The organism is Pseudomonas sp. 44 R 15 (genome assembly GCF_900004965.1).
Taxonomy (GTDB): Bacteria; Pseudomonadota; Gammaproteobacteria; order Pseudomonadales; family Pseudomonadaceae; genus Aquipseudomonas; species Aquipseudomonas orientalis_A.
Genome location: NZ_CVTU01000112.1, coordinates 46,115 through 68,640 on the forward strand (window position 1 = coordinate 46,115; position 22,526 = coordinate 68,640).

Here is a 22,526-nt window from a genome sequence, read left to right on the forward strand (position 1 = left end):
TGACCGTGCTCACTTTGTTCAGTCTTCAGATTCAGATCTATCTTTGAACGGGTATATCTTTGAGGTTTAGCGTTTTATCCACCATCAGCTGAATCCCCTCCAGCATCCGGCAAATTCCCAAGGCCACGCTACGCGTGGTGCCTTCGATCTCAAAAGCCAAATGACTTGCCAGCGCTTGAACCGACGCAAGATCCTCCGACGCGTTGACCAGCAACGTCTCGGCGTCTAATCCTTCACGTACGGTAAACACACCATGATCCTCAGCAGATGGATCTGGTTTTTCAGACGGGTTCAGGTAGTGATTTATTGCTCGATGAGCGGCAGTGTGAAACGCGGTTGAATCTGACGGCGGATTTGGGCTGTCTTTAATCATGGCAGAGCTCCTAGAGTATTGGAGTCACCACCCATCGCTGCGAAACGATATTGGGGTGGCAGCTGTACGCAGGTTCGCAGACCGGGACTCTAGGCACCCGGCATACCCGAAGGTATCCCGCGCACAGCCGCCATAACATCAGGCATAAAAAAGCGCCCGCTATCTTGAGGTGGACGCTGTGCGTCTAGAGTTTAACCGGGCTGCGAAACCCGGTCGCTGAATTTACAGCGACCACTGAAGATTAGGCAGCCAGCTTCCCAGCGGCAACCCTAAAACGCTGTCAGAAATTTCCGTGCGTGGCGATGCGGCAATATCCAGATTTTAGGATATTTTCCAAAATGCCCATTGAGTTTGACGCTTGTTCGCTCCTAGCTTTAGATGGTTAACACGACCAAACCCAAGACGAAATTGGCGGTGATTCAAATGGAGTGAAAACCTCCCCAGCCCATATCCTGTGGGAGGACGAACATCACATGGCGTTCCTCTCGATTTTCCCCAACACCCCAGGCTTTAGCGTGGTCATCCCCAAGCAACATTACGGCAGTTATGCGATTGCGCAGTCGGATGAGGTGCTGGCTGATCTGATCGTGGCCACCAAGAAAACCGCCTTGCTGATCGACCGAGCGTTTCCCGATGTGGCGCGTACGGGGATGATGCTGGAAGGGTATGGGGTTGATCATCTGCATGCGAAGTTGTTTCCCATGCATGGGACGGGGCAGGACAGTGCGTTCAAGCCGTTTAGCTCGAAATTGGATAAGTTTTTTGAGGCTTATGAAGGTTATATCTCGTCCCACGACCACGTGCGGGCGGATGATGCCGAACTGGCAGAATTGGCCGAGCGAATCCGATCTTTCGCCTAGTACAGTTCCAAATGTGGGAGGGGGCTTGCTCCCGATAGCAGTGGATCAGTCAGTTCATCGGTAACTGACCCACCGCCATCGGGGGCAAGCCCCCTCCCACATTTGGATTGTGTTCTCTTCAGCGCTCAGCGGCGGCTGCTTACTTCGGCCGGGACATCGTCACCGGCCATGCGCTTGCGGAACAGCGCCGTGCGCGCCAGCAGCAGGGTGGTCACCGGCACGGTGATCGACAGCAGAATCGGAATCAACCACCCGTGCAGCACCGGCCCGGACTTGAGTACCGAAAAGTAGATAATCGATGCCAACGCCACGCACCATGCGCCCAGTGTCGAGGCCAGCGCCGGCGGGTGCATGCGCTGGAAAAAATCCTTCATGCGCAACAACCCGAGCGCCCCTATCAGCGCAAACACGCTGCTCAGGACCAGCAGCACTCCGACGACGGCTTCCATCCATAACGGCATCATTCAATCACCTCCCCACGCAACAGGAATTTGGCCAGGGCGAACGAGCCGACAAAGCCGAACAGCGCAATCAGCAGCGCCGCTTCAAAGTAGGTGTCACTGGCGTAACGGATGCCCAGCACCAGCATCATAAGCATCGCCAGGATGTACAGATAATCCAGCGCCAGTACCCGATCCTGGGCCGACGGGCCCTTGAACAGGCGGATCAACGTCAGCACCATCGCCAGGGAGAACAGGAACAGGCTCAACAGGATCGCATTGGAGAGCAGGGCGCTCATTCGAAGATCTCCATCAGGGGCCGTTCGTAGGCGGATTTGAAATGCTCGATAAACTGCGCCTCATCGTCCAGGTCGAACACATGCAGCAGCAGGACGCTGCGGTCCAGCGCCAGTTCCGACCAGATCGTGCCGGGAACGACCGTCGTGATCATCGACAGCGCCGCGAGGCCGTTGGGGCTGCGCAGGTCGATGGGGATTTTGATGAAGCGCGCGCGCGGCGGGCGTGAGCCGCAGGTCAAGACGCCCCAGGCCACTTGCAGGTTGGAAACAATCACGTCGCGGCCCACCCGCAGGAACAGGCTCAGGATCACGCCAGGACGGCGCAGGCTGATCGGTTGCGGGCGCAGTGGCGCCATCATCAGCGGCGCCAGCACGCCCAGCAATGCACCGAGCAACAGGTTGCCGGGGCTCATGGACAGGTTCAGCACCAGCCACAAACCCAGCAGGGCCAGCGACAACCACGGGGCAGGAAACAGGCGCTTCATGGTTGCACCTCCAGGGCGGCTGCCTGGGCTTCCGGGCTCGGCACCGGACGCGTCGCCATCACCGCCATCACGTAGCTTTCCGGGTTGTTCAGGCTCTTGGCGGTGGCCAGCGTGTAGCGCATCAGTGGCTCGGCCTTGAAGGTCAGCGCGATGCTCAGGCCCAGCAGCAGGAAGATCGGCACACATTCATAGCGGCGCAGCAGGGGCGAGGGCCGTTCTTCCGGGGTCCAGAAACGCTGGATGCCAAGCCGGGCGAAGGCGATCAGCGAGGCCAGCCCCGACAGGATCAACAGCGCCACCAAGCCCCAGGCCGCCGGGCGGATGGGTTCATCCACCGCGTTGCCCAGCCCCAGCGGATTGACCAGCGCATGCAGCAGGCTGAGCTTGCCGATAAACCCGGACAGGGGCGGCATGCCGATGATCAGCAGCGCGCAGGCAATAAAGCTCAGGCCCAGGAACGCCATGGTCCAGGGGATCACCTGGCCGATCACGGCTTTCTGTTCATCGTCGAGGTTGACGCCGGGCCGTGGATGCAGGGATTCCATGGCCTTGGGCAGGGCGTCGATTTCCTCGTCCAGCGGCAGGTCATTGGCCGAGCGCGAGCGTTCGATCAATTCCGCCAGTAAAAACAGCGCGCTCAACGCCAGGGTGGAGCTGACCAGATAGAACAGCGCCCCGGCCGTCAGGCTGGGCTGGGCAAACCCCACGGCCGACAGCAGGATGCCGGCCGATACCAGGATGCTCAGGCTCGCCATGCGTTCCAGGCGTTGCGCCGCGAGCATCGCCAGCGCCGCGCAGAGGATGGTCGCCATGCCGCCGTACACCAGCCAGTCACCGCCAAACAACGCCGAAGCGCCGGCCTGGCCGGAAAACAGCAAGGTCCACAGGCGCAGCACAGTGTACACGCCGACTTTGGTCATGATCGCGAACATCGCCGCCACCGGCGCGCTGGCCGATGAGTAGGCGGGCGCCAGCCAGAAGTTCAGCGGCCACATGCCGGCCTTGGCCAGGAACGCGGTGGCCAGGATCGCCGCGCCGGCGTGCAGCAGGCCGCGATCGGCCTCCGGCACCAGCGGGATTTTCAGTGCCAGGTCAGCGAAGTTCAGCGTGCCGGTCACCCCATAGATCATCGCCGCGCCAATCAAAAACAGCGACGACGCCAGCAGGTTGATCGCGATGTAATGCAGCCCCGACGACACTCGGGCGCGCCCGGAACCGTGCAGCATCAGGCCGTAGGAGGCCGCCAGCAACACCTCGAAGAACACGAACAGATTGAACAGGTCGGCGGTGAGGAAGGCACCGTACAGGCCCATCATCTGCACCTGGAACAGCGCATGGAAACTGGTGCCGGCACGGTCCCAGCGGGCCATCGCGAACAACAGCGCGCTGACGCCGATGATCCCGGTCAGCACCAGCATCAGCGCCGACAGTTGATCCACCACCAGCACGATACCGAACGGCACTTGCCAGTTGCCCGGCAGGTACACGCCGATCGAGCCGGGGCCGCCTTGTTGTGTCCAGTACAGCAGCAATACGGCGATGCCCAGGCCGATGATGCTGGAGAACAGATTGATCCTGGCTTTGAGCGGGCGGCGTTTCTCGCCGAGCATCAGCATCAGCGCTGCGGTCAGTAACGGCAGCAGGATCGGCGCAACGATCAGTTGGTTGACCCAATTCATTCCTTGGGCTCCCGGCCGTCCACATGGTCAGTACCGGTCAGGCCGCGGGAGGCCAGCAGCACCACCAGGAACAGCGCGGTCATGGCGAAGCTGATCACGATGGCCGTGAGCACCAGCGCCTGGGGCAGGGGATCGGTGTAGTTGAGCAGGTCTTGCGGCACGCCGTCCTTGATGATCGGCTCCTTGCCGATAAACAGGCTGCCCATGCTGAAAATGAACAGGTTGACCCCGTATGACAACAGGCACAGGCCCATCACCACCTGGAACGTCCGTGGGCGCAGGATCAACCAGACGCCGGAGGCCGCCAGGACCCCAATGGCAATTGCAATGACTTCTTCCATCAGGCGGCAGCTCCTTGTGGGTTGACGACGGCTTTGGGCTGGTTGCTCGGTTTATGCGCGCGCACCGACTGGTGGCCGAGGGCGGTGAGCATCAGCAGGGTCGAGCCGACGACCATGGCGTAGACGCCGACGTCGAAGAACAGCGCGCTGGCCACATGGATATCGCCCAGCACCGGCAAGCTCAAATGCCAGGTATGGGTGGTGAGGAACGGATAGCCGGCAAACAACGCGCCGAGCCCGGTGAACGTCGCCGCCAACAGGCCGAAGCCCATCCAGCGCATCGGCCGCAGGCTCATCTGCGCCTCGACCCACTGCGTGCCGGCCACCATGTATTGCAGGATAAACGCCACCGACATCACCAACCCGGCGACAAAACCGCCGCCCGGCTGGTTATGGCCGCGCATGAACAGGTAGAACGACACCACCATCGCGATCGGCAACAGCAGGCGCACCAGCACCGCCGGCACCATCATGAAGCCCAGGGCGGTGTCGCTGGCCTGGCGCGGGTTGACCAGGTCGGTGGCCACGTCCGGCGCCAGCTGGCGCTGTTGCGGCGGCAGTTCCATGCTTTCTTTCGACGGGCGGAAGCGCCGCAGCAGGGCATACACGGTCAGCGCCACGGCGCCGAGCACGGTGATTTCGCCAAGGGTATCGAAGCCGCGGAAGTCCACCAGCATCACGTTCACCACATTGCTGCCGCCGCCCTCGGGCAGGGCGCGACTGAGGTAGAACGAGGAGATATCGTTGGGGGTCTGGCGCGTCAGCATCGCGTAGGACAACAGCGCCATGCCGCCACCCACCACGGTGGACAGCAGGAAGTCGCGCACCCGGCGAATCCGCGCCTTGCGCAGCGTGTTGGGCAGTGGCGACACCTCTTCGATCCGCCGTGGCAGCCAGCGCAGGCCGAGCAGGATCAACACTGTGGTGACCACTTCCACCACCAGTTGCGTCAGGGCCAGGTCCGGCGCCGAGAACCACACGAAGGTAATGCACGTCATCAGGCCGCACACGCTGACCATGGTCAGGGCTGCCAGCCGGTGATACTTGGCTTGCCAGGCGGCGCCCAGCGCGCAGGCAATCGCCAGCACCCACAGGGTGACGAACACGATGGAGCCGGGGATCTTCGGCCGGTCACCCCAGGTCAGGCCACTGTTGAGCATCGGGATCAGGGCGCCGATCACCGCCACGGTCACCAGCAGGAACAATTGGGTTTGCAGGCGCTTGGTGCTGATGCGTTTTTCGATCTTGCGCACCCCGCGCATCATCACCACCAGGCAACGCTCGAAGCCGCGCTTGCCGTTGAAGTAGCCAATCAGCGGCGGGTAGGTGAAACGGCCACGCTTGAGTTGCTTGCGCAGCATCAGGTACAGCACCACACCGCCGGACATCGCCACCAGGCTCATGATCATCGGCGCGTTCCAGCCGTGCCAGATCGCCAGGCTGTATTCAGGCAGCGCGCCGCCCACCACCGGCAAGGCGGCGGCGGCCAGGATCGAGCCGACCATCTGCGCCGGGAAGATACCCACCAGCAGGCAGGCGAACACCAGCAGTTCAACCGGTGCGCGCATCCAGCGTGGCGGTTCGTGGGGGGTGTGCGGCAGGTCGGTGGCCGGTGGGCCGAAGAACACGTCCACGGTGAACCGCAACGCATAGGCCACGCTGAAGGTGCCGGCGATGGTCGCGATCACGGGCAGCATGACTTCCACCCATTTTGTCGACGAGATGAATACGGTTTCGGCGAAGAACATCTCTTTGGACAGGAAGCCATTGAGCAACGGCACGCCGGCCATCGAGGCACTGGCCACCATCGCCAGGGTCGCGGTGAACGGAATCAGGCGCACCAGCCCACTGAGCTTGCGGATGTCCCGCGTGCCGCTTTCGTGGTCGATAATGCCCGCCGCCATGAACAGCGAGGCCTTGAAGGTGGCGTGGTTGAGGATATGGAACACTGCCGCGACGGCGGCCAGCGGGCTGTTGAGGCCCAGCAGCAGGGTGATCAGCCCGAGGTGACTGATGGTGGAGTAGGCCAGCAGGCCCTTGAGATCGTTCTGGAACATGGCGCAGTAGGCGCCGAGGAGGAGGGTGAGCGCGCCGGCACCGCCGACGATCCAGAACCACTCTTCGCTGCCGGACAGCGACGGCCACAGGCGGGCCAGCAGGAACACGCCGGCCTTCACCATCGTTGCCGAGTGCAGGTAGGCCGAAACCGGTGTCGGCGCGGCCATGGCGTGGGGCAGCCAGAAGTGGAAGGGGAACTGTGCGCTTTTGCTCAGGGCGCCGATCAGCACCAGGGCCAGCATGACCGGGTACAGCGAATGCGCGCGAATTTGATCGCCCGCCACCAGCACCTGGTCCAGGTCGTAGCTGCCGACGATGTGCCCCAGCAGCATCACCCCGGCCAGCAGGCACAAACCCCCTGCGCCGGTGACCATCAACGCCATGTACGCACCCCGTCGCGCATCGGCGCGGTGGTGCCAGTAACCGATCAACAGGAAGGAAAACAGGCTGGTCAGTTCCCAGAAAAACACGATCTGGATCAGGTTGCCGGAAATCACCAGCCCGAGCATGGCGCCCATGAAGGCCAGGAAGAACGCGAAGAAACGCGGCACCGGATCGTCCGGCGACATGTAGTAACGCGCATACAACGCCACCAGCGTACCGATACCCAGCACCAGCATCGAGAACAGCCAGGCGAAGCCATCCAGGCGCAGCACGAAGTTCAGGCCGAGGCTGGGCAGCCACATGAACTCTTCACGGATGACGCCACCGTGGGCGATCTGGGGGTAGAGCAGGGCGACTTGAACGGTGCCGACCAGAGCCACCAGGCCGGCCAGCAGGGATTCGCTATTACGTGCGTTGTGCGGCAGCAAGGCCGCCAGACAGCTGCCAATGAATGGCAGAAGCAGTAGAACTATCAGGGACATAGGCTTCTAATCTGCGGGAGTTTGGGATGCATCATACGTGCCGCTTTCGCGATCACCAAACGGCAAGATGTGGCAGGATCCTACAAGGTAGGCTGAAATTGCTCATTTGGCATTAGATCGTTCCCACGCTCTGCGTGGGAATGCTTCCTGTGACGCTCTGCGTCACCATGGCGCAGGGCTCAAGTTGCGAGCTTGGACGCGGAGCGTCCGGGGCTGCATTCCCACGCAGAGCGTGGGAACGATCAAGCCACCGCTACATTCGGACCCTACCCTTGCTGTTCCTGTTCCCTTTCATCGCGCAACTCGACGGCTTTTTGTCCGCGTGTCTTCAACTCACTCACAATCACCGCCACCACAATCAACACCGCGCCTGCCATCGCAATCGGCGGGAAGCGCTCGCCGGCAATCCGCCCGACTACGCCGGCCCACACCGGCTCGCCGGCATAGATCAAGGTGGCGCGGGTCGGCGATACACTCTGCTGCGCCCAGTTCATCGCCACCTGGATCACCGCACTGGTCAGGCCCAGGCCCACCGCGCTGAACAACAGCAGCCAGGAAAAGCCCGGCAACGGCTCGCCCATCGGCACCACCATCAGGAATGACAGCAGCGACGCCGTGGCCAGTTGCACCACGGTCACCCGCCGCACGTCCACTTGCCCGGCAAAAGCGCTGATCAGAATGATTTCGGCGGCAATCGCCACGGCACCGATCAGCGTGGCGATTTCACCGGGGCTGAAATTCAGCGACGCACCGGCCGGGCCGGTCAACAGCATCAACCCGGCAAACGCCAGCATGATGCCAATGCTCGGCATCAACCCCGGGCGACGACCCAGCACCAGCCACTGCAACAACGGCACAAAGGGCACATAGAGCGCGGTGATGAACGCCGACTGGCTGCTCAGGATCGTCTGCAGGCCAATGGTCTGCAAGCCGTAGCCGAACATGATCGCCACGCCGATGAACACCCCGGCCTTCAACTCGAACAGCGTCAGGTCGCGTAGCGTACGCAGGGAGAAGAAGCCGACCACAATGGCCGCTGCCGCAAAGCGCAGCCCCACGAAAAACATCGGCCCGCTGACGCTCATGGCATGCTGCACCAGCAAGAAGGTGCCGCCCCAGATCATGGTGATGACCACCAGGATGCATTCGGCTTTGCTGAAGCGATTGAAACGCGAAGGGGAGTTCGGGGCAGTCATGGCGGCTCGGTCTTGCAAGGGAAAGGCACGGACCGCACAATGCGCCGCACGCTGGGCAGTATACTGCGCACACCTACCCATTGAGCAATATAGTGCACAAAGAAAATCCACACCGGGCTTCGGTCCTGCAACACGTCAGCCAGAACGTTCGGCGCCTGCGCCATGCCGCCGACCTGAGCCAGACCGCGCTTGCGGAAAAATCCGGGGTCAGTCGGCGCATGCTGGTGGCCATCGAGGCCGGCGAAAAGAACGTCAGCCTGTCCACCCTGGACCGTGTGGCCGAAGCGCTGGAGGTGGCGTTCAGCGATTTGATCCAGGCGCCGGACGCCGGCGACCACAGTCGCATCAACGAACTGGCCTGGGCGGGTGATATCCCCGGCAGCAAAGCCGTGTTGCTGGCCAAGGCCACGGCGCGGCGTGAAGTCGAACTATGGGAGATGCGCCTGGAGCCGGGTGATCGCTATCGTCCTGAACCTGATCCGCAAGGCTGGAGCGTGCAGGTCTTTGTGTTCGAAGGCTGTTTGACCCTGACGCTGGATGGCACGAACAAACACATAGCGGCGGGTGAGTTCTTTATGTTTTCCAGCGATCAAACCCACGTCTATTGCAATGATGGCGTCGGGGCTGTTCGGTTTGTTCGCAATGTGGTGATTTGAAGCAACACCGAAAGTTCTGTCGCGATTCTCGGATTAGTCATCGCGACGTCCCAAGTTGGGTGCATTACTTTTTTCCCGAGTTCTCCAAATGGAGAACACTGGAATAAGGGGAGATGCCCATGGCTGTAAGCCCACTTGGTATGACCAGACCGCCTTCGCCGTTAGATAATGATGCGTCATTAATCAACACGCACGCCAGTCCGGTCAAGTCCAACAGTGAGTGCCCGCCACACTGGCGTAGCTGGGAGGCTGAGCATGTGGTCGGCGCAGAAGAAAAGAAACGGGCCACGTTCGCCACACCTTTACGGTATCGCAACTACCGCGAGGATAAAGGCGTCAATCTCCCTCCCGTTGATAGAACCGCCCTGGCCCGAGCCCCATTGTGCTCAAAAAAATCCGCCGATAAATACAACATGCCTCAAGTAGGGCTCGTCTCCGAGGCCGGCTTGGAAACACGCATCGCTCGCTATACGCACAATCAGGTGCTGCCTGATTTCATCTACAATTTTTTTACGCAGGCTGACGACAAAAAGTTCCTCGCTTTCCGGCAACACCCCGAGCAGTTTCCAGTAACGCCGTTCACTTCGCAGGGCGGCATCGTATTGATGCCCAATACGCGATACATAGAAAAATATCCCGAGATTTTTCCAGAGCCCTTGAACTTGAGCGCCCGCACTCGTGATACCGGCGGCTTTGCGCTGGTGGGATACTGGATACCACCTGATCTGTTTGAACATCGCCAGGCGTTTCAAGAGATTTTCAAAAATCCCCTGATTACCGGTGAGGGTGTGAATGTGCGCGAACGTGTAGGCGAATATGAAAGACGTACAAAGCGCACGTTTTTGGTGAATCCCATCGATGTTAAAAAAGAACACCTTGGCCTGCTTAAATCCTTTAAGGAAGTGAGCATGCGTTCCATCGAGCAGGTTTACGGTTATCAACCGGGCAAGGACACTGTGCAAATATATTTGCACAGCCCGATCTACGGAGACTCAACCGCCGGCCTGCATATTCATGTGCGGGTGAATCAGCGGCTTCCGGCAGGTGAGGCCGACGCCGGCAGTATCGCACTGGATAAAATTATTGACGTGCTGGAGGACGAGGCGTTTGGCAGCGGCACTATCAAGGGCAAGGTGTTGGAGATGATGCCTAAAACGCGCTCGGGACTTTGGGTGTCGTTTAATTCGGCTTCGAATAAAAAGCAGTTTGAAGGGATTCCTGTTACCTATGTTTCCAATCCATGGAAGCAACCTTGAAAAAGTAAATACAGCATGCGTCGGGTCAGTAATTGAATGCTGTGCTGATATTGGAATCCCCTTCGCCGACTTTGAGTGGGTGAAGCGATCGTTAGAGTGTGTCTATTTTATGCAGAGGTCATGGCTATGTTAGTTTCTTCCACGTCACCGTCATTGGTTCCTTATACCTCGACGACCGCGCCTTCGAGTACATCAACAACCAACACCGATACAGAGCGCGCTCGCGGGACGATGCCGAAGGCGCCCGTCAACCTCTCGGGTGGAGTGCCCGTGGAGCGCAGCAGTAATGGGATTTTATTCACGCGTGATGCCCAGTTTATCGAACATGATAATGAGCTATATCGCGTAAAAAACCCTTACTACACCAATTACGTCGCCGCTGAAGAAGTGGTAATGGGTAATCTGTTCTCGATGACCGGCTTGGGCGCGCCCAAGATGATGCTGTGCAATGGTTGTGAAGGTTTTTTTGACTTTAATAAAGCCACCAGAGGGGACTTTTCCGCGAATGCGGACTTGTCAAAATTTGCGTGTGTTGCGTCCAAGGTCGAGCCTAGCTTCAAGGACCTCGGTACATTCCTGTTAGATACCAAGGTGATGCCAGAGTTACTCAAGGCCGAAGGTGAAAAGTCGCTCGTCAGCGCGCCAGCCGTCAAGAAAGTCATCGATTCTTATCATGCGCTCGTTCAGTCCTATAACAAAGCGGACAGCCGTCTTGAAGATATTTATCAAGCTTTTCCTGACGGCCAGCATCGGCAGGCGCCGGGCGTTCTGGATAAAGTAAAGGCTGAAAACCTGATCAAGTTTTCGGTGCTGGAAAAACTCAATGACTTGTTGCCGCCAGAACTCAAGCAGGAACAGCAGCAGCACTACTTTGCCTCGCGGTTGATTAATAACTGGGATTACCTGAATTTTTCATTTTGCAATTTTGGTTATTTTCAACCCGACACGGCCAAAGACCAATACAGGGGTATGACCGTTGATTTTGGCGGGAGCGGGACGTTGGGATTTGGCGGGCTTTCCAAGGCGGAGAGCTTTGAACGTGCAACCCAGGGCGCGCGCCCGGAAAATCCGTTGCAATCGACCAGCTTGTTCGAGCGCAAGGATTCCACATTCTCCAGCGATTTTCCGCCCTCGCTGACGGGCATCAGCACCATCCCGCGCAGCAGGCCGCTTCTTTCCACCATCAAGGATATGGTCAAGACCGAAAACGATATCTATGAGGCCAAAAATATCCAGAGCCACGAAAAGGCGCTCGGGCCTGCTCTTGAAGTCGCCTATAGATTATCGGTATTGCCCGAGCCCGCACTCCAGCAGTTTTTTACCGAAAACTGGGTGGCGGGCGGTCAGGACTTCCCGTACCGCGACAAGAGCCCGGAACACAATGTCGGCACGCAACAAATGACCACCATCATGGCCGACAGGAAGAACGCCTTTATCGATCAATTCGGGCGGCGAAATATTGAACGCTGGGAAGCCAATAACCCTGAGCGCGCAGCACAGGCGAGGGCTGAGGTGGAGCATGCGGTCAATAGCGTGGTCGAGGGCAAGTATGAGGTCAGGCCACTTGGCGCTGGTAGCCAGACCATCTGACGCGGCGTGTTGCAGGCTTTCCATAAAAACGCCGCCCGGTTCAGCTGTTGGTAGCGCAACAGCAATTGAACATTTTGCTGCCCGGAGATCGCGAAAAACAGCGCTTGTTTCTACAGCCTGTTGATTTTCAGGGTGATTTATAAACGGCACGACTCCTGCAAAGGCTCCGTTATTCATTCGGAGCCTGGAGTCGGCCCATGTCAGCCCACCCTCAACATTCAGCCCATATCATCCGCTCGGACGCGGAAGCCATCGAGGTCGCCACGCGGCTGGCGGCGCGGTTTGCCCTGGAGGCCAGCGAGCGCGACCGTGAGCGGCGCCTGCCGGTGGCGGAACTTGACGAGTTCTCTGCCAGCGGCCTGTGGGGCATCACCATTCCCAAAGCCTACGGCGGCGCCGAGGTTTCGTATGTGACCGTGGCCGAGGTGATCAAGCTGATCTCCGCCGCCGACCCTTCACTGGGGCAGATTCCGCAGAACCATCTCGGCGTGGTGGATATCCTCCTGCAAACCGGCACCGAGGAGCAGAAGCGCCACTACTTCGGCAAGGTGCTGGCGGGCTATCGCTTCGGCAATGCCTTTTCCGAAGCCAAGAGCAAAAACGCCGGCACGTTCGACACGCAGATTCGCGTCGACGGCGACTTCGCCCGCGTTGACGGCGAGAAGTTCTACTGCACCGGCGCGTTGTTTGCGCACATCGTGCCGACCGTCGGCAACAACGAGCACGGGCAGGCGCTGATTGCCTTTATCGAACGCGATGCGCCCGGCCTTACGGTGATTGACAGCTGGGACGGCTTCGGCCAACGCACCACCGCCAGTGGTGGCGTGACCCTCGACGGTGTGAGCGTGCCCTTGAGTGCGGTCATCCCCGCACACCTCGCGTTTGATCAACCCACCGCCGACGGCCCGATCTCACAGATTATCCAGGCCGCAGTCGATACCGGCATTGCGCTGGGCGCGCTGGAGCAGGCGAAGATTCACGCCCGCCAGGCACGGCCCTGGATCGACAGCCAGCAGGATCACGGCTGGCAAGACCCATTCACCATTGCCGCCATTGGCGACCTGGCGTGGCGTGTGCACGGCACCGAAGCGATTCTCGCCAAGGCGGGCAGGGCGGTCGACCTGGCCCTCGCCGAACCGACTGAAGACACCGTCGCCAACGCCTCGCTGATCGTCGCCCAGGCCAAGGTGCTGTCCGCCGAAACGGCCTTGCTCGCCAGCAGCAAACTCTTCGAGTTGGCCGGCACCCGCTCGGTCACCGGCAAGCACAACCTCGACCGCTTCTGGCGTAACGCGCGCACCCACACCTTGCACGACCCGGCGCGCTGGAAATACCACCTGATCGGCAACTTCGTGCTCAACGGCGTGAAGCCTGCACGCCATGCCTGGAACTGAGGAAGCTGACCCGATGACCGTACTGAGCCACACACTGAACCACGCACGCCAACTGCTGGAAACCACCCGCCGCTTTGTCGAGCGCAGCGACGACCCTTACGTGATCAGCCGCTTCGGCGATTTACAGATTCGTGTCGATGTGGCTGCGGCCCTGTTCGAGCGCGCCGAAACCGACCCGAGCCCGGTGGCTGTCACCGAGGCACAGATCGCCGCCGCCGAAGCCCTTATCGCCGCCAGCAATGCGCAGTTCGAATTGACCGGCCACCGCACCGCGCTGCCGTCGCCGCTCGATGACCCGCTGCGCGTGAAATACCGGATCGTCGGCAACTACCACCTCAACGGAGTGCTTTGATGTCTCGCGAAATTCGCCTGAATGCCTTCGACATGAACTGTGTCGGCCACCAGTCGCCCGGTTTGTGGGCGCACCCCCGGGACCGTTCCTGGCAGTACAAGGACCTGGAATACTGGACGGACCTGGCGAAGATCCTCGAGCGCGGCAAATTCGACGGGCTGTTCATCGCCGATGTGCTGGGCATCTACGACGTCTACAACGGCAATGGCGACGCGGCGATCCGCCAGGCGACACAAGTGCCGGTCAATGATCCGCTGTCGCTGATCGCACCGATGGCCCTGGTCACCGAGCACCTGGGGTTCGGCCTGACGGCGTCGCTGTCGTTCGAGCATCCGTACCCGTTCGCGCGCAGGCTCTCGACCCTCGACCACCTGACCAAGGGCCGGGTCGGTTGGAACATTGTCACCTCCTATCTGGAAAGCGGTGCCAGGAACCTTGGGCAAAAAGCCCAGACCGAACACGATGCACGCTATGACTATGCCGAGGAATACCTGCAGGTTTGCTACAAACTCTGGGAAGGCAGCTGGGAAGAGGGTGCGGTAGTGCGCGACCGCGAGCGCCGGGTGTTCAGCGACCCGCGCAAGATCCACGAGATTCGTCATGAGGGCAAACACTTCCAGGTGCCCGGCATCCACCTGTGCGAACCCTCGCCGCAGCGCACGCCGGTGCTGTACCAGGCCGGCGCCTCCAGCCGTGGCAAGCAATTCGCCGCCGAACAGGCCGAGTGCGTGTTCGTGGCGGCGCCGTCCAAGGTGCTGCTGAAAAAGACCGTCGCCGATATTCGCCGGCGTGCGGCCGAGGCGGGGCGCGATCCGCGCAAAATCCTGATTTTCAACCTGCAGACGGTGATCGTCGGCGAGACCGACGCGCAGGCCAAGGCCAAGTTCGATGACTATAAGTCCTATGTCAGCTACGAAGGCGCGATGGCGCTGATCTCCGGCTGGACCGGTATCGATTTCAGCCAGTTCAAACCCGACGAGCCGCTCAAGCATGTGCACACCAACGCCATCCAGTCGGCGGTGGAAGCCTTTTCCACGGCCGATCCCGACAAGGTCTGGACGCCGAATGAACTGGCCAACTGGGTTGGCATCGGCGGCTTCGGCCCGCTGTTTGTCGGCGGCCCGCAGACGGTGGCGGACCTGCTGCAGGAGTGGGTCGAAGAGACCGATGTGGACGGCTTCAACCTGGCGTATGCGCTGACCCACGAGACCTTTGTCGACGCCGTGGAGTGGCTGGTGCCGGAGCTGCAGAAGCGTGGCGTGTACAAGACCGAATACGCCCAGGGCACGTTGCGCGAGAAGCTGTTTGGCGAGGGCCCGAGGTTGGGCGCCAATCACCCTGGCGCCGGCTACCGCGACCTGTCCGGTTCACACAAAACCCCTGTGGGAGGGGGCTTGCTCCCGATAGCGGTGGGTCAGTCAACAGGGGTTTAACTGACATACCGCCATCGGGGGCAAGCCCCCTCCCACATTTGCCCTGTGTCGTTTTGAACATTTCAGCCAGCGGACCACCGCACGCTCAAACATCCAATAGGAGTCATCCCTATGAGCGTGCCCGAACCCAAAGCCGCCCTGGAACGCCTGCACCACTGGGCGCAGCTCACACCCTTGCAGGTCGCTCTGCGCCACAAACGCCAGGGCCAATGGCATGCCTGGCGCTGGATCGATGTGTTGCGTGACGTCGAACGCGCGACTGATGGCTTGCGCCAGCAAGGCTTCAGCGAACAGTCGCGGCTGGCGCTCAGCGGCGCATTTGAGCCGAACCTGCTGTTGCTGGCGCTGGCCGCCCAATCCGTGGGCGGGCAGGTGCTGACGCTGGCCGATAATCTGGAGCCGCCAGCCCTGGAGCAACAGCTCTGGCGCCTCCATCCCAGCCACGCCTGCGTCCAGGGTCGGCAACCCGATTGGGCATTCACCCAACGCGTGGACTTCGCTCAACTGCTCGGCCCGTCCGACCCGGCGCAACGCCTGCAACGCTGGTGGCAGCCCGGCGCTGAAACCGTGCTGTGGAGCGAGGAGGGCACCCAGTGGCAAGGCGGTCTCGCCGTGGTGCTGGAGCAATGGCTCAACAGCGGCCACGGCCTGGCGTTTCCGGAGACCCTGGCCTCGGCGCGACGCGATCGCAGCGAAGTCGCCCCCACCGGCCTGCTGCTGTCACCCGAGCGTTTGCAGCACCTGGCCGACGAGATCGAAAGCCGCCTCGCCGCCCACGGCACCTGGCGCCGACGCCTGTGTGAATGGGCCATCGCCCATCCACAGGGCGGTCTGCGCCGGTTGCTGAAAAACCGTGTGCGCAAACTGCTCGGGTTTCAGCGCCTGGGCTATATCTGGCAGCCGCTTAAAACCACCGCCGAGCCAACCTGGCTGGCCGAATTAAAACGGGACATTGCATGAGCCAGGCCATTTTGCAGGTGCGCGATATTTCGCTGTCGTTCAAGGGCGTCAAGGCGATCAATGCGCTGTCGTTCGAGGTGCGGCGCAGCGAGATCTGCGCGCTGATCGGCCCCAACGGCGCGGGCAAGAGCTCGTTGCTCAATGTGCTCAACGGTGTCTACCGTTTCGATGCCGGTGAGATTGTGTTCGAGGCCCAACACTTGCAGCGGATCGACCCGCTGGGCGCCGCCCGCAGAGGCATCGGCCGTACGTTCCAGAACAATGCGCTGTTCAAGAAAATGAGCGTGCTCGACAACGTCCTCACCGGCCTGTCGCGGCATATGCGCACCCACCTGATCGAACAGGCCCTCGGCCTGCCCCGCGCGCGGCGTGAAGCCGAGGCGTTTCGCCTGCGCGGGCAGGGCATCCTTGAGTTTCTTGAGCTGCAAGCCCATCGCGATGTGTTGGTGGGCAACCTGTCCTACGGCCTGCAAAAGCGCGTGGAGTTGGGCCGTGCGCTGATCGCCGGGCCCAGCCTGTTGCTGCTCGACGAACCCATGGCCGGCATGAACGCCGAAGAGAAACAGGACATGGCGCGCTTCGTCGCCGACGTGAATCGCGACCTGGGCACCACCGTGGTGTTGATCGAGCACGACATGGGCGTGGTCATGGGCTTGTCCGACCATGTGGTGGTGCTCGACTACGGGCGCAAAGTCGGCGACGGCACGCCGGCCCAGGTACAGGCCAACCCCGACGTGATCGCGGCCTATCTGGGAGCGGTGCATTGATGATCTCTTTCTTCGAAACCCTGCTTGGCGGTTTGCTCGCCGGCACCCTGTACTCGCTGGTCGCCATCGGCTTCGTGCTGATCTACAAGGCCAGCGGCGTGTTCAATTTTGCCCAGGGCGCGATGCTGCTGTTTGCCGCGCTGACCTTCGTCAGCCTGCACGACCAGGGCGTGCCGTTTGCCCTGGCGCTGCTGCTGACGGTGGTGGTGATGAGCGTCGGCGCCTTGCTCATCGAGCGGCTGGTCCTGCGCCCGCTGGTGAACCGCTCGCAGATCACCCTGTTCATGGCCACGCTGGGCCTGTCGTTCATCATCGAAGGCCTGGCCCAGGGCCTGATGGGCTCGCAGGTCCGTGCGCTGGACCTGGGCATCGACGACGTGCCGCTGTTTGTCGGCCCGCTGATGCTCAGCCAGTTCGACCTGATCGCTGCGGCGGCTGCGGTGGTGCTGGTGAGCATCCTCGCGCTGCTGTTCAACAAGACCCGCATCGGTGTGTCGCTGCGCGCGGTGGCGGATGACACCACGGCGGCGCTGTCCATCGGCATCAACCTCAATCGGATCTGGCAGATCGTCTGGGCGGCGGCCGGCATCGTCGGGCTGGTCGCCGGGCTGTTGTGGGGCGCGCGCCAGGGGGTGCAGTTCTCGTTATCGCTGGTGGTGCTCAAGGCCTTGCCGGTGTTGATTATCGGCGGCTTTACCTCGATAGGCGGGGCGATGGTCGGCGGGCTGATCGTCGGTGCCGCCGAGAACCTCGCCGAGGTGTACATCGGCCCGTTGATCGGCGGCGGTATCACGCCGTGGTTCGCCTATGTATTGGCGCTGGCCTTCCTGTATATCCGTCCCGCCGGCCTGTTCGGCGAGCGTGCCATTGAGCGAGTCTGAAACCATGTCGATTCCCATTGTTCAAACCGCGCCGCTCTTGCTGGTACAGCGCCGCGTTCCCTGGGGCCTGCTCGGTCTGCTGGCCCTGGCCTTTGTCGTGGTGCCGCTGTGGAGCAACGACTATTGGCTCAATGCGATCCTGATCCCCTTTCTGGTGCTGTCCCTGGCCGGGTTGGGCTTGAACCTGCTGACCGGCTACACCGGGCAAACGTCTGTGGGCGCGGCGGGCTTCATGGCGGTGGGCGCGTTCGCCACCTACGGGTTTTTGCTGCGCCTGCCCGAGCTGGGCTTGCCGGTGGCGCTGCTGGGCGGCGGGATTATCAGCGCCTTGGTGGGCCTGTTGTTCGGCCTGCCCAGTTCGCGGATCAAGGGCTTCTACCTGATGGTCACGACGTTGGCGGCGCAGTTCTTTCTCGAGTGGCTGTTCGTCAAGTTCCCCTGGTTCTATAACTATGGTTCGTCCGGGACCATCTCCGCACCGCAGCTGACGCTGTTGGGTCACGACCTCAATACGCCGTTGGGCCGCTACTGGCTGACCCTGGTCACGGTGCTGCTGTTGACCTGGACCGCCGTCAACCTGGTGCGCAGCCAGGTCGGGCGCAACTGGATGGCGATCCGCGACATGGACACCGCCGCCGCCGTGGTCGGCATCCCGGTGGCGCGCTACAAGCGCCTGGCGTTCGCGGTCAGCTCGTTCTACTTAGGCATTGCCGGTGCGTTGTGGGCGTTCGCCTACCTGGGCACGGCCAGCGCCAGCAGCTTCGATATCAACCGCTCATTCCAGATCCTGTTCATCATCATTATCGGGGGCATGGGCAGCATTGCCGGCAACTTCGTGGGTGCGGCCTTCATCAGCCTGCTGCCGATCCTGCTCAGCCACGCCGGGCAGGCGCTGTTCGGCGGATCGGTCGATGCGGGGCAGTTGCAGAACCTGCAGAAAATCATTTTTGGCGTGTTGATCATCGTGTTCCTGATCAAGGAACCCGAGGGCTTGATTCGCCTGTTGCACACCCTGCGTGACCGTCTGCGGCAGTGGCCGCTGCGTTTCTAACCTTTGCTCAAGAGAACTTCCATGCCTGCATCCTTGAAACGTTCCCTGCTCGGCACCGCGTTCGCGCTGGTGGCCCTGGCCGGTGTTGTGCCCCAGGTCGTGGCTTCGCCCGACCAGCAATTCATTCCCCTGGCGACCTACCGGGTCGGCGCCTATGCCTCAAGCGGCGTGCAGGTGTGGGCCGGGATGATCGACTACCTGCGCTATATCAATGAAGTCGAGGGCGGCATCAATGGCGTGAAGCTGGTCTGGCAGGAGTGCGAGACCGAGTGGACCGCGGAGAAGGGCATCGAATGCTACGAGCGCTTCAAAAATGGCCTGGATGGCGCGCCGGTCGCGGTCTACCAGCCCAACGGCGCGCCGGCCGCCTATGCACTGAGTGAACGGGCGGAAGTGGACAAGATTCCGCTGATCACCCTCGGTTACGGTCGCACCGAAGCCACCGACGGCACGGTGTTTCCCTACAACTTCCCGGTGATGCTGACTTTCTACAGCGAGGCCTCGACCCTGGTGAACTACATTGCCGAGCGCGAAGGCGGCTTCGACAAACTCAAGGGCAAGAAGATCGCCACGGTCTATCACGACTCGGCCTACGGTCGCGAAACCCTCGGCCCGTTGAAGCTGCTCGCCGACAAGTACGGCTTCGAGAATATCCAGATTCCGGTGGCCGACCCCGGCAACGAGCAGTCGGCGCAGTGGCGCCAGGTACGCCAGGCCAATCCGGACTGGGTATTCCTGCGCACCTGGGGCGTGTCCACCCCGGTGGCGGTGAAGACGGCGGCGCGCTTCGGCTTCCCGGTGGACCATATCATCGGCGATATCTGGGCCAGTTCCAGCGAAGACGTGCTGCCGGCCGGTGCTGCCGCCAAAGGCTACCTGGCGCTCACACCCTACCCGGCAGGCAGCGACTTCGAGATCCACAAGCGTCTCAAACAGTCGGTCCTCGACAAGGGCCACAGCGACCTCAAGGACCTGAAGAATTTCGGCAGCGTCTACTACAACTCGGGCCTGGTGAACGCCGCCGTGGCCGTGGAGGCGATTCGCACGGCCCAGGCCAAGTTTGGCAAGCGCCCGCTCAATGGCGAAGAGGGGCGCTGGGGTCTCGAACATCTGAACATTGATGATGCGCGCCTCAAGGACATGGGCTACCTGGGCCTGATGCAAAACCTCAAGCTGTCGTGCCGCGACCATGAAGGCGGCGGTTCGGCGCGAGTGCAGCAGTGGGACGGTGCCAACTGGACACTGATCAGCGACTGGATCGCCGCCGACCGGGCGTTGTTGCGGCCGCTGATCGATGAAAAATCCGCCGCGTTCGCCAAGGAAAAGCACCTGACGCCGCGCACCTGCAGCGGGGATGAATAAACCATGAGCCAGCCTGCCACTGAGCCCGGGCACCCGGCGCTGCTGACGGTCGATGACATCGAAGTGATCTATGACGGGGCGATCCTGGCGGTGGCCGGGGTGTCGCTGAGTGTGCCCAAGGGCGCAATCGTTGCGTTGCTCGGCGCCAATGGCGCGGGCAAAAGCACCACCCTCAAGGCCATTTCCGGGCTGGTGCGGGCCGAGCGCGCCGAAGTCAGCCGTGGCCGGATCGACTACGCAGGCCTGAACCTGGCGGGCGTTGAGCCCAGCCAACGGGTACGCCAGGGCATGGTGCATGTGCTGGAAGGCCGGCATGTGTTCGGCCAGCTCACGGTGGAAGACAACCTGCGCAGCGGCGGCTTTGTGCGGCGCCTGAGCCGCAGGGAGCTGGCTGAGGATCTGGAGCGCATCTACACCTGGTTCCCCAGGCTCAAGACCAAGCGCCACACCCGAGCCGGCCTGACCTCCGGTGGCGAGCAGCAAATGGTCGCCATTGGCCGGGCGTTGATGACCCGTCCGGCCCTGGTGCTGCTCGACGAGCCATCGATGGGCCTGGCGCCGATGATCGTGCAGGAGATTTTCGCGATCATCGCGCAGCTCAACCGCGAGCAACAGGTGAGCTTTTTGATCGCCGAACAGAATATCAATGTCGCGCTCACCTATGCGTCCCGGGGCTACGTGCTGGATACTGGGCGAGTGGTGTTGAGTGGCAGCGCCGCCGAGCTGCTGGGACGGGGTGACTTGCATGACATTTATCTGGGCAAACAGTAAGGGCGAAGGTGCATGAGTGAATCGATCCGCAACGCTGATGTATTGATCATCGGCGGCGGCCTGAGCGGCACGATGCTGGCGGTGCAACTGCTGCGCCTGCCGGGCAGGCGGCGCCTGCTGGTGATCGAGCCGCGTGCGCAACTGGGGCGCGGCGAGGCCTACAGTGCCGTCGAACTGGGTCACACCCTGAACGGCAATGCGGCGCGCATGAGTGTCGACCCGGACAATGCCGATGACCTGACCCAATGGCTCACCGACTACATTGGCGCTGGAGGGTGGCCGGAGTCGGCGCAACAGCCGGTGCCCATCAGCGAACTGTTCCCGCCACGGGGCATTTTTGGCCTGTACGTGCAGCAGCGCCTGGCGCAGGCCGAAGCGCTGTCCGCATCCACCGTCGAGCATATCCGTGCAGAGGCGGTCGACGTGCACATCGACGCGGCCGGCGTCCTGTTGACCCTGGATAACGGCGAACGCCTGCGGGGCGCCTTTGCCGTATTGGCCACCGGCATGTTCCCGGCGGCGCGTACGCCGCAGACCGAATCCAGCGGCGTGAACGCGGCGGCGCTGGACCCCTGGGATGTACAGGCCATGACCCGGCTCGACCCGCAATCGAGCGTGCTGATCATCGGCTCCGGGTTGACCATGGTGGATGCCGTGGTCTCCCTGGAACAAGCAGGGCATCGCGGGCCGATCGAGGTGTTCTCGCGCCATGGCCTGTTGCCCCATGTGCGCCGCCAGCCGCCGGGCTGGGACGATTTTCTCGGTGCCGATCACACGCTGCGCAGCCCTCGGCAACTGTTGCGTGAAGTGCGGCGCCAATGCCGCAGGGCGCTCGATCAGGGCGTGGATTGGCAGGCGCCCCTGGACACGGTTCGGGTGCATATCGCCCGGTTGTGGAGCCAGGCGAGCGAACGCGAGAAGCGTCAGTTCGTGCGGCATGTGCGGCCGTGGTGGGAGAGTCATCACCACCGTTCGCCGCCGTTGAGTGCGCAGTTGGTGGAGCGGTTGCACGCGCAGGGGCGGTTGCGGATTCACGCCGCGTCGTTCAAGGGGCTGGAACCTTCGGCCAGCGGCGTAACCATTGGCGTGCGTTATCGTGGCGAGCAGAGCCTCACCCCGGTATCCGGCGCGGCGCTGATCAACTCCAGCGGCATCGAATACGACTGGCGCCGCGTTGCCCGGCCGTTGCCGCAACAATTGCTCAAGCGCGGGTTGGTACAGCCTGGGCCGTTGGCGCTGGGGATTGCGGCGGACACTTCAGGCGCGGTGCTGGATGCCCAGGGCCAGGTGAGTGGGCGGCTGTTCGCCATGGGCCCGCCGCTGCGCGGGATGTGGTGGGAGAGTACGGCGGTGACGGATGTGGCGATCCAGGCCAAGGCGCTGGCCGCCAGGCTCACACACATTTAAATGTGGGAGGGGGGCGGGCTCTGATGCCAGTGTAGGAGCGAGCTTGCTC

Annotated in this window: 22 protein-coding genes; 14 read left to right on the top strand and 8 right to left on the bottom strand. The window is 61.8% G+C overall.

Features of this window, described 5'->3' with window-relative positions:
• Positions 1-37: 37 nt before the first annotated feature.
• A complete protein-coding gene (locus tag BFP93_RS21870) occupies positions 38-373 on the bottom strand; it encodes a DUF6124 family protein (protein ID WP_065894903.1) in 336 nt (111 codons plus the stop codon).
• Positions 374-846: 473 nt separating this feature from the next.
• Between BFP93_RS21870 and BFP93_RS21875 the strand changes: the two genes are divergently transcribed.
• Entirely contained in the window at positions 847-1,233 is a 387-nt protein-coding gene (locus tag BFP93_RS21875) for an HIT family protein (RefSeq protein ID WP_256095236.1), read from the top strand.
• Between the two features lie 125 nt (positions 1,234-1,358).
• On the opposite strand, the gene BFP93_RS21880 is transcribed toward BFP93_RS21875, so the two are convergent.
• The 7 genes from BFP93_RS21880 to BFP93_RS21910 all read right to left on the bottom strand — a co-directional run bounded on the left by BFP93_RS21880 (position 1,359) and on the right by BFP93_RS21910 (position 8,597).
• The gene (locus tag BFP93_RS21880) at positions 1,359-1,697 is read right to left on the bottom strand and encodes a Na+/H+ antiporter subunit G (protein WP_065894905.1); all 339 of its coding nucleotides are present in this window, start codon (positions 1,695-1,697) and stop codon (positions 1,359-1,361) included.
• The gene (locus BFP93_RS21885) at positions 1,694-1,972 is read right to left on the bottom strand and encodes a K+/H+ antiporter subunit F (RefSeq protein WP_010209507.1); all 279 of its coding nucleotides are present in this window, start codon (positions 1,970-1,972) and stop codon (positions 1,694-1,696) included. Before BFP93_RS21885 ends, BFP93_RS21880 begins: the two co-directional genes overlap by 4 nt.
• Positions 1,969-2,457 (bottom strand): Na+/H+ antiporter subunit E, encoded by a 489-nt coding sequence (locus BFP93_RS21890; RefSeq protein ID WP_065894906.1) that lies wholly within the window; start codon positions 2,455-2,457, stop codon positions 1,969-1,971. The genes BFP93_RS21885 and BFP93_RS21890 overlap by 4 nt, the downstream gene beginning before the upstream one ends.
• A complete protein-coding gene (locus BFP93_RS21895; protein ID WP_065884914.1) occupies positions 2,454-4,136 on the bottom strand; it encodes a monovalent cation/H+ antiporter subunit D in 1,683 nt (560 codons plus the stop codon). Before BFP93_RS21895 ends, BFP93_RS21890 begins: the two co-directional genes overlap by 4 nt.
• Positions 4,133-4,477: a Na+/H+ antiporter subunit C gene (locus tag BFP93_RS21900; protein ID WP_003192163.1), complete on the bottom strand. Its 345-nt coding sequence runs from the start codon at positions 4,475-4,477 to the stop codon at positions 4,133-4,135. The genes BFP93_RS21895 and BFP93_RS21900 overlap by 4 nt, the downstream gene beginning before the upstream one ends.
• Positions 4,477-7,401, bottom strand: coding sequence for a monovalent cation/H+ antiporter subunit A (locus BFP93_RS21905; RefSeq protein ID WP_065894907.1), 2,925 nt, complete (start codon positions 7,399-7,401; stop codon positions 4,477-4,479). The genes BFP93_RS21900 and BFP93_RS21905 overlap by 1 nt, the downstream gene beginning before the upstream one ends.
• Before the next feature lie 266 nt (positions 7,402-7,667).
• Entirely contained in the window at positions 7,668-8,597 is a 930-nt protein-coding gene (locus tag BFP93_RS21910) for a DMT family transporter (protein ID WP_065894908.1), read from the bottom strand.
• Positions 8,598-8,689: 92 nt separating this feature from the next.
• Between BFP93_RS21910 and BFP93_RS21915 the strand changes: the two genes are divergently transcribed.
• From BFP93_RS21915 to BFP93_RS21980, 13 genes are all read left to right on the top strand, one after another.
• On the top strand, positions 8,690-9,253 hold the full coding sequence (locus BFP93_RS21915) for a helix-turn-helix domain-containing protein (protein ID WP_065894909.1): 564 nt from the start codon (positions 8,690-8,692) through the stop codon (positions 9,251-9,253).
• A gap of 119 nt (positions 9,254-9,372) precedes the next feature.
• Positions 9,373-10,509, top strand: coding sequence for a hypothetical protein (locus tag BFP93_RS28690; protein ID WP_141688000.1), 1,137 nt, complete (start codon positions 9,373-9,375; stop codon positions 10,507-10,509).
• A gap of 126 nt (positions 10,510-10,635) precedes the next feature.
• Entirely contained in the window at positions 10,636-12,099 is a 1,464-nt protein-coding gene (locus BFP93_RS21930) for a hypothetical protein (RefSeq protein WP_141688001.1), read from the top strand.
• A 197-nt stretch (positions 12,100-12,296) separates the two neighbouring features.
• Positions 12,297-13,493 (top strand): SfnB family sulfur acquisition oxidoreductase, encoded by a 1,197-nt coding sequence (locus BFP93_RS21935; RefSeq protein WP_065894913.1) that lies wholly within the window; start codon positions 12,297-12,299, stop codon positions 13,491-13,493.
• A gap of 13 nt (positions 13,494-13,506) precedes the next feature.
• Positions 13,507-13,845 carry an acyl-CoA dehydrogenase gene (locus BFP93_RS21940; RefSeq protein WP_065894914.1) on the top strand — a complete coding sequence of 113 codons (339 nt, stop codon included), beginning with the start codon at positions 13,507-13,509 and terminating at the stop codon, positions 13,843-13,845.
• Positions 13,845-15,278 carry an LLM class flavin-dependent oxidoreductase gene (locus tag BFP93_RS21945; RefSeq protein ID WP_065894915.1) on the top strand — a complete coding sequence of 478 codons (1,434 nt, stop codon included), beginning with the start codon at positions 13,845-13,847 and terminating at the stop codon, positions 15,276-15,278. The genes BFP93_RS21940 and BFP93_RS21945 overlap by 1 nt, the downstream gene beginning before the upstream one ends.
• Positions 15,279-15,389: 111 nt before the next feature.
• On the top strand, positions 15,390-16,238 hold the full coding sequence (locus BFP93_RS21950; protein WP_065894916.1) for an acyl-CoA synthetase: 849 nt from the start codon (positions 15,390-15,392) through the stop codon (positions 16,236-16,238).
• Positions 16,235-17,005, top strand: coding sequence for an ABC transporter ATP-binding protein (locus BFP93_RS21955; protein ID WP_065894917.1), 771 nt, complete (start codon positions 16,235-16,237; stop codon positions 17,003-17,005). The genes BFP93_RS21950 and BFP93_RS21955 overlap by 4 nt, the downstream gene beginning before the upstream one ends.
• Positions 17,005-17,886 carry a branched-chain amino acid ABC transporter permease gene (locus BFP93_RS21960; protein WP_065894918.1) on the top strand — a complete coding sequence of 294 codons (882 nt, stop codon included), beginning with the start codon at positions 17,005-17,007 and terminating at the stop codon, positions 17,884-17,886. The genes BFP93_RS21955 and BFP93_RS21960 overlap by 1 nt, the downstream gene beginning before the upstream one ends.
• Positions 17,887-17,890: 4 nt before the next feature.
• Positions 17,891-18,937, top strand: coding sequence for a branched-chain amino acid ABC transporter permease (locus BFP93_RS21965; protein ID WP_065894919.1), 1,047 nt, complete (start codon positions 17,891-17,893; stop codon positions 18,935-18,937).
• 21 nt (positions 18,938-18,958) lie between these two features.
• Positions 18,959-20,299, top strand: a complete 1,341-nt coding sequence (locus BFP93_RS21970; RefSeq protein ID WP_065884927.1) for an ABC transporter substrate-binding protein — start codon at positions 18,959-18,961, stop codon at positions 20,297-20,299.
• 3 nt (positions 20,300-20,302) lie between these two features.
• Positions 20,303-21,070, top strand: coding sequence for an ABC transporter ATP-binding protein (locus BFP93_RS21975; protein WP_065894920.1), 768 nt, complete (start codon positions 20,303-20,305; stop codon positions 21,068-21,070).
• 12 nt (positions 21,071-21,082) lie between these two features.
• Complete coding sequence (locus tag BFP93_RS21980; protein WP_065894921.1) at positions 21,083-22,477, top strand: FAD/NAD(P)-binding protein; 1,395 nt, start codon at positions 21,083-21,085, stop codon at positions 22,475-22,477.
• Positions 22,478-22,526 lie beyond the last annotated feature (49 nt).